General features: G+C 56.1%; 8 protein-coding genes. 4 read left to right on the top strand and 4 right to left on the bottom strand.

Features of this window, described 5'->3' with window-relative positions:
• Positions 1–57 precede the first annotated feature (57 nt).
• The 3 genes from Z052_RS07150 to sufB form a co-directional block, all read right to left on the bottom strand.
• Entirely contained in the window at positions 58–1,500 is a 1,443-nt protein-coding gene (locus tag Z052_RS07150; RefSeq protein ID WP_094519727.1) for a carotenoid oxygenase family protein, read from the bottom strand.
• Between the two features lie 569 nt (positions 1,501–2,069).
• Positions 2,070–3,752: an NAD+ synthase gene (locus tag Z052_RS07140; RefSeq protein ID WP_080508707.1), complete on the bottom strand. Its 1,683-nt coding sequence runs from the start codon at positions 3,750–3,752 to the stop codon at positions 2,070–2,072.
• Positions 3,753–4,460: 708 nt separating this feature from the next.
• Positions 4,461–5,891 carry a Fe-S cluster assembly protein SufB gene (gene sufB, locus Z052_RS07130; RefSeq protein ID WP_094519725.1) on the bottom strand — a complete coding sequence of 477 codons (1,431 nt, stop codon included), beginning with the start codon at positions 5,889–5,891 and terminating at the stop codon, positions 4,461–4,463.
• A 222-nt stretch (positions 5,892–6,113) separates the two neighbouring features.
• Here sufB and Z052_RS20170 point away from each other — a divergent pair, with 222 nt between their 5' ends.
• The 4 genes from Z052_RS20170 (at position 6,114) to Z052_RS07110 (ending at position 10,000) form a co-directional block, all read left to right on the top strand.
• Positions 6,114–6,299 (top strand): hypothetical protein, encoded by a 186-nt coding sequence (locus Z052_RS20170; protein WP_155120077.1) that lies wholly within the window; start codon positions 6,114–6,116, stop codon positions 6,297–6,299.
• Positions 6,300–6,670: 371 nt separating this feature from the next.
• A complete protein-coding gene (gene nrdR, locus Z052_RS07120) occupies positions 6,671–7,159 on the top strand; it encodes a transcriptional regulator NrdR (RefSeq protein WP_089309352.1) in 489 nt (162 codons plus the stop codon).
• 133 nt (positions 7,160–7,292) lie between these two features.
• A complete protein-coding gene (locus Z052_RS07115) occupies positions 7,293–8,303 on the top strand; it encodes a ribonucleotide-diphosphate reductase subunit beta (RefSeq protein WP_099288928.1) in 1,011 nt (336 codons plus the stop codon).
• Between the two features lie 2 nt (positions 8,304–8,305).
• Positions 8,306–10,000 carry a ribonucleoside-diphosphate reductase subunit alpha gene (locus Z052_RS07110; protein ID WP_099288927.1) on the top strand — a complete coding sequence of 565 codons (1,695 nt, stop codon included), beginning with the start codon at positions 8,306–8,308 and terminating at the stop codon, positions 9,998–10,000.
• A gap of 132 nt (positions 10,001–10,132) precedes the next feature.
• On the opposite strand, the gene Z052_RS07105 is transcribed toward Z052_RS07110, so the two are convergent.
• Complete coding sequence (locus tag Z052_RS07105; protein WP_179235187.1) at positions 10,133–11,143, bottom strand: PQQ-binding-like beta-propeller repeat protein; 1,011 nt, start codon at positions 11,141–11,143, stop codon at positions 10,133–10,135.
• Between the last annotated feature and the right edge of the window lie 728 nt (positions 11,144–11,871).

Raw genomic sequence — 11,871 nt, 5'->3', positions numbered from 1 at the left:
GTCCACGCTGAAAGCCCACGACTTTAGTCGTGGGTTAGCCTACTTTGATCCGACACCTCACGCCATACTCCGTCCGGGAGCCACGGGGCCGTAGAATTGCCCGTGGAATCCGAACGGGAGACGATGCGGGAGCTCGGCTCGGCCGAGTTCCCCGAGCGTCTCGGCGTTGAGACAGACCAACCGGGAGCGGTCTGCGTCGGGATCTAATACGACCGAGAGCAGCACCCCGTCGTCCTCGTTTTCTGCCTCAGGCGCGGGGACGAACAGCGGTTCGCCTGGATGAGTACCTGACTCGCGCCAGCGGTGGGCCGTGCCGGTGTCGACGTCCACCTTCGTGATATCTGTCGGTAGGCTTGACGCTCCGTCAGTTTCAGCGAGGTAGACGTATCGGTGGGGTGTGCCGTTAACCGCTCGGTAGTTGATCACTGGGAATTCAACTGGACCACGGTGGAGTGGCTCTCGAGTTGCCTCACCGCCGGACAACGGTACCGTGTACCGACACAGGTCGCCTCGTGGAAGGTCCGGATCGTCGCTCCGGAGGTTTGACAATGCGAGTCCGGTCACTGCGCGATCATCGTCGAACGCAACTACATCGACGACGAGCTCGCCCTCACGCTCGAACGCGTTCGCGTGGTGATAGATGAACGCCGGTGACGCCGACGCGGTTGCCACGTGTTCACCGGTCGAGCGATCGAGGATGACGAAGCGGAGGGGCGTCGACAGTGGCTGAAACGCGTCAAGGAACGTCTCCTTCGTTACGGTACCTTTGAGGAGCTGCGTGGTGTCCAGCCCGTACGCGTTTACCGTCACGACGACGTGCTGGTCGGTCACAGCGAAGGAATGAATGTACGGTGCCTCATCGAACTGAAGCCGACTCAGCGGGGTCGGCGTCCCACCGTCTCTCGGCCGCTTGAACACCGTATACACCGTGTTGCGACCATACGACACCCCCAGATTGATGAACTCTTCCGCGACAGGGTCGTAGTGAACATGAGCGAGAGTCAAATCGCAGTCCAATCCAGCCGTGAGATCGATTCGCCCCGTCGTTTCGAGCGTGTCAGGGTCGAACGTCAGTGCTGTCGGTGACTCAGTAACCGCCGCGAATTCGTCGCCGAACCGCTGGATACCGATGACTGGGTTGTCCGGAAATGTCCCATCGAGAACTTGACGCAGTCGTGTCCAGACCGATCGATCGGGAGGTGTTCCTGGGAACGGGGTTCGGACGCCGCCATGATCCTGTGCGAATGCGTAATCCCGGCTCTGGACAAATTTGTTCGCGTACCTAACCTCACCGTTGTCAATCCGAAAGCGCCGGAGCATGGCGAACGGGTCGAACCAGTGTCGCAGCCCTGTGTCGCCGGCCTCGAACTGTCCCGGCCCGTTCCCGATGAGATCCCCAGAGAGCCAGTCTGGAAACTCCCCAGTAGTGGGTAACTGTTTGTCCTCGATCTCTTCACGCTGCGTGCGGAAACCGGCGCGATAATCTCTGTGTTCGCTCATACGACCCATTGGAACTGATGTGGCCTATTATCATCGGTAGTTGTGTAGCTCAACCGTGGCGCTGCGAGCAGCATCTCATATCTAATGCGAATCTAATAACTGCCTAAATTTAAACGAACCCTCATAACAAACAGAACCACGATATGCTAGCTTCGGGTTGGTTGAAATCAAGCTAGATATCTCTCACTTATGCCAATAGATAGCCAACGTATACTTGACAGTCTACATACTATATGTCGTTTGTTCGCATGTAGGCCTCAGGAGTCAACACTGTAGCTAGCAATAAAAATGAAATCGTCGGGATGGTCTCTGCGACAGATCTCACGGCGCAGCTAACATACGTGGGTAGCAGTGGAACTGACTGATTGGATGAACTTGCTGTCGTTCGCCGTCTGACTACTAGCTCCGTGTATCTAAGACTATTATCTAAGATACAAAACTAAGACCTTTACCTGAGACTTGTGCCTACGCTTCCTACTGGAATTCTAACTCAACGGCTGCTGCGACGCTCTCCAGCAACGTCATCCGAAACTTGGCCCGGTTATTTGAAGCGGCCAGCTCACGAAGTCTCAATGGTCATCGAGTAGACAATCGTACGCTGCGGCAATTGGATAGTTCCATCCACGCCCGAGTGCCTTCTGTGTGATACGAAGTGGCGGTGGAGTTTGCCGTCGTTTGAATTCGGCGTGTGTAGTCCGTCTAAGTGCTTCGTCAACAACGTGGTCGGGATATTCCTCTCGTATCGAACTGATGGTTTCGCCTTCCTCGATATACTGTTCAAGAATAGGATCCAGTACCTCATACGCTGGGATTTCCTCTTCGTCGGCCTGCCCGGAACGAAGCTCTGCGCTCGGCTCTTTCTCAATTACAGACGTTGGAATCACAGGCGATGATCCTGCTGAGGAAAGTGTCTCGTTGAACACACCAGCTAACTCGTAGACCAGCTGTTTGTAACAATCACCGAGTGGAGCAAGCGCGCCTACGGCGTCGCCGTACAGCGTACAGTAGCCGACTGCGGCTTCGCTCTTATTATCTGGGGTGAGCACGAGCGCATTACGCTGGTTCGCTATTCCCATGAGGATAGACCCACGGATTCGCGCTTGGATGTTCTCAGCAGCAACACCAGTGAGCGATGCGTTGTTCGCATCAAGCGTCTGGGAGATGTCCTCCACTGCCGATCCGATAGGGATCACATCGAACTCGATGCCTAAGTTTGCCGCTACCGTCTGAGCGTCGGCGATGCTCTGTTGGCTTGTGACCTCACTTGGGAGAGACACGGCATAGACGTTCTCTGCGTCGAGTGCCGCTACTGCGAGCGCGGCCGCGACTGCGGAATCAATCCCACCTGATAACCCAACTACGGCTTCCTCAAACCCGGTTTTTTCGAAGTAATCCCCTACGCCGAGCGTGAGTGCTTTGCGGGCCTGCGTAGCGCGGGTTTCAGTATTACCTGTCGGAACTGTTGCGTCTCCGCCGACCGAAACGTCCACGACAGTAGTGCTAGACTCGAATCCTGTCAACTGCTCGTGGACCGCTCCATCAACAGCGACCAATGAGTGTCCGTCGAAGATCAACTCGTCATTCCCACCGACTTGATTAACAAACACAACCGGACAGTCTGTCTCAGCAGCATGCGTTGCGAACCGGTGTTCACGTCGAGACGGTTTCTCGAGACTGAATGGGCTCGCAGAAAGCGTAATAATAAGATCCGCTCCGCTCGCAGCTGTGTCCTGTAGCGGACTCTCGTCGTGGCGGCGTGTCCCGGTTACGACGGCATCCTGCCACGCGTCTTCACAGATCGTGAGTCCAATGGCGGTGTCCGCAATATCTACGACTACTGGGTCGGTCCCGGGCTGGAAGTACCGATGCTCATCGAAGACATCGTATGTCGGCAGTAACCGCTTGTGGTACGTTTCACTCTTCTTTCCATCGCGGAGCACGATTGCGGCATTGTGGATCGGCGCACCGCTGTCACGCTCGGTCCTGACCGCAGCGCCGACGATTAACGGTGGCCCGTCAGCGGTTTCTAAAGCCAGATCATTGAGAGCTGCTTCTTGAGCATCAAGTATCTCTGCTCGGTGGAGTAAATCACGCGGTGGATACCCAACTATCGAGAGTTCAGGTGTGACAACGAGATCAGGCTCAGTATCCGCCAGCTGCCTGTACTCCTTGGTTATCTTACCGAGGTTCCCGTCTATATCACCGATTACAGGGTTGTGTTGTATGACTCCTACTTTGAGCTGCTCTTTCATCTCTATAACAATATGTTGGGCGCGCGGTAATAAAAACAGATCTAATATGAGTAACCGATCATTTCCGTTTGATCAACGAACGGGGGTCTGTCGGAGCAATTTCAGATTCGAGTTCACCAAGCGACATCACCTCTCGCGACCGAGACAGGACAGACATGACCGACCGTGTGTCCGGCCTGTACCGTTCCTCATATGCTTTGAGCTGGCGTGGAATCACTGAGCCTGATCCCGTGCGCGGTAACTCTCGTAGCGACGGCAGCCGGGACTGACCACACTGTATCGGTGGGCACCGCCATCCCATCGATCGCAAGACAGACCAGTTCTCCCCGGCCGCGACGCGCCGCAACGACAAACTCAAATCGACGAGAGCGGGCGTCGACCGCCGTCACGTGGATTGTCGAGAGACTATTGGCACTCTCCCACGTTGTCGTGTCGACGACGCTGAGTTCGCCTGCTGGTGTTACGACTGACGAGCCACAGGCCGGACAGGATCCCTCATGCGGTGTCGTTCCAAGATACCCGTAGTCAGTGTCACATGCGAAGCAGTGCTCCATCGTTCGTTATGAGCGACGGGATAACACTGTCTCTGCGATGTTTGCCTTATTGGAACACGCCGGGCAGGCAACTACGTCGCCGCCGTCCAACCCGAACACGGTCACAAACTGTTGTGAGACGTGTGCTCCGCAGTGTGCGCACTCCGGCATTAGATCACCCGAGCGAGCCCTCCATCTCGAGTTCGACGAGGCGGTTCAGCTCGACGGCGTACTCGATCGGCAGTTCCTCCGTGATCGGCTCGATGAACCCGGAGACGATCATCTGTTTGGCGTCGTCGTCGTCGAGCCCGCGCGACTGGAGGTAGAAGATGTCCTCGTCGCCGATCTTCCCGACGGTTGCTTCGTGAGCGACGTCGACTTTCGACTCGTTGATCTCCATGTACGGCATCGTGTCCGACGTCGACTCGTTGTCGAACATCAGCGCGTCGCACTCGACGGCCGTCGAGGAGTTTTCGGCGCCGTCCGCGATGTGGACGAGCCCGCGGTAGTTGGTGCGGCCGCCGTCCTTCGCGATCGACTTCGACTCGACCGTGGACTTCGTGTCCGGCGCGTTGTGGTACACCTTCGCGCCGGTGTCGATGTCCTGGCCCTCACCCGCGAAGGCGATGGTGATGTGGTTATCCGAGGCACCGCGGCCCTTCAGGATCGTCGAGGGGTACAGCATCGTCGCCTTCGAGCCCATCGAGCCGGAGATCCACTCCATGCGCCCGCCCTTCTCGGCGATGGCGCGCTTCGTGTTGAGGTTGTACGTGTTCTTCGACCAGTTCTGGACGGTCGAGTACTGGACGTGGGCGTCCTCGCCCACGAACACTTCGACGCCGCCCGAGTGGAGGTTGAATTTCGAGTACTTCGGGGCCGAACAGCCCTCGATGTAGTGGACCTCGGCACCCTCCTCGGCGATGATGAGCGTGTGCTCGAACTGGCCCATCCCCTCGGAGTTCATCCGGAAGTACGCCTGGACCGGCATGTCTACCGTGGTGTTTTCGGGGATGTAGACGAACGAGCCGCCCGACCAGATGGCGCCGTGAAGCGCCGCGAACTTGTTGTCGCTCGGGGGGACGCACTTCGTCATGAAGTGCTCGCGGACGAGTTCTTCGTGTTCTTGGACAGCCTCGTCCATGTTACAGAAGATGACGCCCTTCTCTTCCCACCGCTCCTGCATGTTCTGGTAGACGACCTCCGACTCGTACTGCGCGCCGACGCCCGAGAGCGCGTTCTTCTCCGCCTCCGGGATGCCCAACTTGTCGAAGGTATCTTTGATGTCATCAGGGAGCTCGGTCCAGTCGTCGACGCCCGCCCGCACGTCGACGTCCGGCCGAATGTAGGGGACGATCTCGTCGACGTCGACCTCGCTCAGGTCCGGCTGGCCGGGCCAGTCGGTCGGCATCGGCATTTCTTGGAACTGTTCGAGGGCCCGCAGGCGGCGCTCCAGCATCCACTCCGGCTCGTCTTTGTCCTCCGAGATGACGCGCACCGTCTCCTCGGTAAGGCCCTTTTCGCTTTTGAAAGCGGACTTCTCCTCTTTCTTGAATTCGAAGCGGGCCTCAGTGTTCGTCTCTTTGAGATCGTCTTGTTTTGAACTCATCAAAGTAATCTTTAGACACCACGAACATAAGCGTGGTGCGCTTGGACACTCTTTTGTAACTTAAAATCGTTTCTTTAACGAAAGAGAACAACCTTGTGAGATTTAATTTGGTTTCTCTATCTGGCAGAATTTAACATGTGGCGAGAGAGATATCCTGTACAGTCTCAACCACGGTCACTCGTTAGCGAGAACGACTTGGCAGCACTGAATAGCCGCCTCAATATGGCGATCGGCAACCACATCATCTGTTTCGTCAGCCGACTCAAGCAGTGTGGCAACCTGACGAACCCGCTTTTGCCTGGTTTGCGTGTCAAGACCGTCACTGGCAGCGTCGCGGGCGACGGCTTCAGCTTCCCCGAGCCATCGGTTCGTTGCTGGCGGCACTGGGCGGTCTGCGGTCGCAGTTAGGTGTGTCGCCAGTGCGTCGACCGCGGCCCGTGGCTCGGTCGGGATTTCTATTTCGTCAGTCATCGTTAGCGTATTGGCACCCACAGTCAAGAATTGTGGCCATAACCTACCCTCCAAATGTTTGAGCACGACCGTTGCTAGCCCACAGCGGGGTACAACTGTCTTCGAAAAAATCGCTGTAGCGCAGTTGAACCTGGTGTGCTCAATACATCTGAGCCCAATCACCCACGCCCGGCAATCAAACTGAATTGTACTATTCCAATTCTATTGGGTAAGGTTTATGTGACAGCCCTCACCACCAGATGTTGCGGTCAAAATCGAGAGGCACCACATATGGGGTTAAGACCATGGAGGATTAAGCAGTGACAACTATGAACTGCCCGGACTGCGGGAACGAGCGAACACGCGTCATCGATACAGGGGCCAGTACCGACGGAACCTCCGTCCGACGACGCCGCGAGTGTCAACGCTGTTCGTTCCGCTTTACGACCTACGAACGTCCGGAGTGGGAATCCCTCCAAGTGAAAAAACGCGACGGAACCATCGAACCGTTTGACCGACAGAAACTCCGCGCAGGGATCGAGCGAGCCGTTGAGAAGCGAGATGTGACCGAGACAACAGTGACTACTCTCGTTGACGATATCGAGAGCGAACTACAAGATCAAGAGGCACGGATCGTCTCTTCGAGTCTCATCGGCGAACTCGTCTCTGAGAACCTCCGCACGCTCGATAAGATAGCTTACATTCGGTTTGTTTCCGTTTACAAAGCATTCTCTGAGCCGCAGGAATTCTTGAGAGAACTTGATGCGGTCCTGGATGCAGAACTTGATGACTTCGACGCCTCGGACGGTTCACTATGATACAACCATACGCAGATCAAACGAATGCTCGGTCAATCCCTGACCGGACGAGCATGGCCCACGTCCAGACGCACAGAGAACGACGGCAACAGAAACCACCCAACAGAGAACGATTCCTCCAGAGTACGTACCAATGACTGAAAGCAAAACCACAGGCGGAGAGTCAGAGACTGACATCTTCTCCGAACGAACGCAGCTCAAACCGTACGAATACCCCGACGTTCTTGAGTACAAAGACGCGATACGGAACAGCTACTGGGTTCACACGGAGTTCAATTTCTCAGGAGACGTCCAAGACTTCAAGGTCAACACGACTCCTGCCGAGAAGGCCGTTATCAAGCGGACGATGCTGGCCATCGCGCAGATTGAGGTCCAGGTCAAGACATTCTGGGCAGGCATCTACGACGAGATGCCCAAAGCAGAGGTCGGGAACGTCGGTATGACCTTCGCGGAGAGTGAAGTCAGACACATGGACGCGTACAGTCACCTTCTCGACATCCTGGGGATTGCGGAAGACTTCGAGGAGGTGACCGACGTCCCCGCAATCGAGGAGCGGATTGACTACCTCGACGAGTATCTTGAGAAGAGCGAGAGCGACGACACACAGGAGTACGTGATGAGTCTCCTCCTGTTCTCCACATTCGTTGAACACGTCTCGCTGTTCTCGCAGTTCCTCATCATGACGAGCTTCGACAAACACGAAAAGAAGTTCAAGGGGATCGCAAACGCCGTCGAGGCGACCAGCAAGGAAGAGCAGATTCACGGGCTATTCGGTGTCGAACTCGTGGAGACGATTCGCGAGGAGAATCCGGACCTCTTCGACGAAGACTTCGAAGAAGAGGTCCAAGCCGCCTGTCAGCAGGCGTTCGAGGCCGAGATGAAGATACTAGACTGGATCTTCGGTGAGGGTGAACTGGAGTTTCTTCCCCGGGCGCACGTCGACGCATTCCTCCGGGATCGATTCAATCAGAGCCTCGAGAACGTCGGTGTCGAGCCGATATTCGACCCGGACGATGACCTGCTCGAGGAGACGCGGTGGTTCGATGAGGACATCATGATGACGAAGGATAACGACTTCTTCAGCAAGCGGTCGACCACGTACAACAAGCACTCGCAGAGCGTTACCGCAGAGGACATGTTCTAACGATGGCACAAACAGAACCAGCACTCGACGAGGTACAACAGCAGCACGAGGAACCGTTCTATTGGCTGAACGAGGATAGCAGGGCATTCCTCAACGAGGGGTACCTACTTGAGGGCGTCACAGCCGAGGAAAGGGTCAGAGAGATCGGAGAGCGGGCTGAAGAAATCTTGGATGATGACGGCTTTGCGGACAAGTTCTATGACTACATGAGTCGGGGTTTCTACAGCCTCGCGAGTCCAGTGTGGTCGAACTTCGGTCTGGACCGAGGCCTGCCCATCAGTTGCTTCGGTAGCTACATGGCGGACAGCATGGAGAGCATCCTCTACACACAGGCCGAAGTGGGCGAGATGACCAAGCTGGGCGGCGGGACCAGCGGGTACTTCGGCGAGATCCGGCCCCGAGGCAGCCCGATCACGAACAACGGCAAGAGCAACGGGAGCTATAGCTTTACCGAGCTGTTCGACACGATCATCAACGTTGTCAGCCAGGGAGAGACGCGGCGCGGACAGTTCGCGGGGTACATCGACATCGAACACGACGACTTGGACGAGTGGCTCAACATCAAGACCGAGGGCGACCCTGTACAGGACATCTACTACGGCGTCATCATTGGTGACGACTGGTTCCAGGCGATGGTCGACGGCGACGAGGAGAAGCGAGAGACGTGGGCAGAGATCATCGAGACGCGGATCAACATCGGAGTCCCGTACATCATCTTCCGGGACAATATGAACGAGGGGAAGCCACAGGTATACAAGGACAAGGGCTACGAGATCAACGCTTCCAACCTGTGTACCGAGATCGCGCTGCCCGCCACGCCAGACGAGAGTTTCGTCTGTTGTCTCTCGTCAATGAACGCGCTCCATTACGACGAGTGGAAGGACACCGACGCAGTAGAGACGCTGACGCGGTTCCTCGACGCCGTCATGGAGGAGTTCATCCAAGAGGCGGAGGGGACGCAGTTCATGGAACGGCCAGTGCGGTTTGCGAAACGGCACAGGGCGATCGGCATCGGCGTCCTCGGCTGGCACAGCTACCTCCAGAGCGAGATGATTCCGTTCGACAGCATGGAGGCGATGGAAAAAAATGAGGCAATCTTCCGCACCATCAAGGAGCGAAGTTACGAGGAGAGTCGTCGGCTCGCCGACGAGTTCGGTGAGCCGGAAGTGCTCGACGGCTACGGTCGCCGGAACGCAACGACGATGAGCGTGGCCCCGACGAAATCCAGCAGCGTCATCCTGGGGCAGGTCAGTCCGAGCATTGAACCACTAAAATCGAACTACTTCGTCCGTGACGGTGCGAAGCTCAAATCGACGCAGAAGAACCGATTCCTCGAGGGGATACTGAAACAGCGAGGCAGAGATGAGCGTGAAGTCTGGGACAGCATCGCACAGAACGACGGGAGCGTCCAACACCTCGACTGCCTAACCGACGAGGAGAAGGAGGTGTTCAAGACCTTCGCCGAGATTCCACAGATGGCGATCATTAACCAGGCAGCGCAGCGGCAGAAACACATCGACCAGGCACAGAGCCTGAACGTCTCAATCGATCCGAGCGAAGTGAGCGTCAAGGAGATCAACCAGCTCTACATCGAGGCTTGGAAAAAAGGGGTGAAGAGTCTCTACTACCAACACAGCGTCAACGCCGCACAGAAGTTCAGCCGAGATATCCTCGAATGTAAGGCCTGTGAGAGCTGATACCCCGGCAGCCAGTATGAGTTAGCCGAAACCACGCATCACAGCCCTGCGATATCCGCTGTGACATCCTCCTCGCCGTAAACGGCGGGATTCTCGCCCTGAAAAATGGGATTTCAACAGAGCCACAGAGAGTCAATCCTGCTGGGAAAGATCTCCAAGAGCAGTCACAGTATGCGGGCTGGTATCGATAAACACTGCCCCGTCGGCGAGGACTGGTTGAGACCAGATCGTTCCACACGCAAAGTCGTCACCGAGAGTATAGTGCCAACGCCGTGTTCCATCGATCCGCTCAAACGCAACGACTGCTGGACAACCAAGCGATTCCATGAACACTGGTGCGACGACGCTTTCGCGCCCAACTGCGAGTGGGCCGCGGACAAAATGTCGGGTCGGATTTCTCGACAGAGACCACTGCCTGCCGCCGTCTGGCACCGATACCGCTGCGAGACCGGATTCGGAAAGCACGAAAGCGGTACCATCGTCAACGGCGATACTGCGAACCCGTCCGTGCGGAAGCTCTACAGATGCTCTCTGCTTTCCGTCGCTATGATCATAGACACTAATATCGGCTCCCTCACCGATTAGGACACCACTCGTCACACAGACATGCGTCGAATAGCGGTCAGTATCTGCGATTCCTTGCTGCCAGATCAACTCCCCGGTGTCTATTTCAAGACAGCGTAGAACTTCTTCACCTGTCTTAGATGTTCCAGTAACATATACGTGATCGTCAAATACTGCTAGTCCACGTCCGCCGCCTCGCAGTACAGAATCTCGCCATTTGATCTCGCCTGACTCGGCCGTAACGGCGATAATGTAGTACTTCTGACCGTGCGTAAAATCAATCAGCCCGATCTGTCGATCTGGGACGACCGTCGTCGATATCGAAGATACATGCCCCGGAAGCTTTCGTTGCCACCGCTCACTGCCGTCGGCAGTACTGAACGAATAGAGCCTCCCCCGGGTCGCAACTAACAACTGATCATTGATGATGCCTCCTGAGACACCAACCGGTTCCGTATCGTCAAGGTCGCGATCGAGGGCTGTTTGCCACCTGTGCTCGCCGGTTTGGGCATTGAGTGCGGTAAGGCCATCGTCATCGTCAACAGTATACACGGTCTGATCAGCCACTACCGACAGCATCTGGCCACTGCCACCGCCCCACGCTAGATTTCCGCGTTCAGGGACTGTGACATCGGATGTAGCCGTTTTCTGGGCATCACACCGTGACTGGTTCCATCCACTGGTCGGTGCTGTCGGCAGTGATCGGTCAGGGGAGGCAAGGCATCCGGAGGCCCCACATACACCAGCCATGGACGCGAGCACTCTACGACGGGTCCAGCTCATATCCCGACCTAACCGGGCTCGAAATTAATTGTTCCAACGTACTTCTGTGGCCGAAACAGTCCCCGATTTGTCTTGCCAACACGTTTCTCACAGTTTCGGAGGATAGGCCAGTTTCAGGTCGAATTAGCATCAATTCGTGGTGATTCTCAGCGTTCCAAGATCAATTTTGAATCATTGCTCTCGAACTGCCAGACGAGCGTACGAAATTGTGTGGATTTTGGCGCTGCTGGATACGGTTGTCACTCTTGAGCGGCGGACCCAGCGAGATCTCAGCGGGTTAGTCGTGTGGCTCTGTTGAAATCCTCAACAGTTGATAGTTTCACAACCCTGATCGCTCAGTACCGGATCTCTATGGATCGATGTGGTGTACCGCTTCAGGAGACAGGAGTCGGTTAGTGGGCAACGCAACCCACCCGTTTGGGAGAAGACGAACCTTGCCTTGGTGAAGCACCTTCTCTTGTTCCAAATCCCCATACACGGTCGCGTTTTCGTAATCAACTAAGAGTCAGTCGATCACATCGACA

The organism is Halorubrum sp. C191 (assembly GCF_002727095.1).
Lineage (GTDB): Archaea > Halobacteriota > Halobacteria > Halobacteriales > Haloferacaceae > Halorubrum > Halorubrum ezzemoulense.
The sequence above is the reverse complement of the archived record's forward strand: the minus strand, read 5'-3'. Positions and strand labels throughout refer to the sequence as shown.

Bases quoted from the DNA above. Each gene is read 5' to 3' on its own strand.
- Z052_RS07110 (WP_099288927.1), top strand. From the start codon at position 8,306: ATGGCACAAACAGAACCAGCACTCGACGAGGTACAACAGCAGCACGAG.
- sufB (WP_094519725.1), bottom strand. From the start codon at position 5,891: ATGAGTTCAAAACAAGACGATCTCAAAGAGACGAACACTGAGGCCCGC.
- nrdR (WP_089309352.1), top strand. From the start codon at position 6,671: ATGAACTGCCCGGACTGCGGGAACGAGCGAACACGCGTCATCGATACA.
- Z052_RS07105 (WP_179235187.1), bottom strand. From the start codon at position 11,143: ATGCTGTCGGTAGTGGCTGATCAGACCGTGTATACTGTTGACGATGAC.
- Z052_RS07150 (WP_094519727.1), bottom strand. From the start codon at position 1,500: ATGAGCGAACACAGAGATTATCGCGCCGGTTTCCGCACGCAGCGTGAA.
- Z052_RS07140 (WP_080508707.1), bottom strand. From the start codon at position 3,752: ATGAAAGAGCAGCTCAAAGTAGGAGTCATACAACACAACCCTGTAATC.
- Z052_RS20170 (WP_155120077.1), top strand. From the start codon at position 6,114: ATGGCGATCGGCAACCACATCATCTGTTTCGTCAGCCGACTCAAGCAG.
- Z052_RS07115 (WP_099288928.1), top strand. From the start codon at position 7,293: ATGACTGAAAGCAAAACCACAGGCGGAGAGTCAGAGACTGACATCTTC.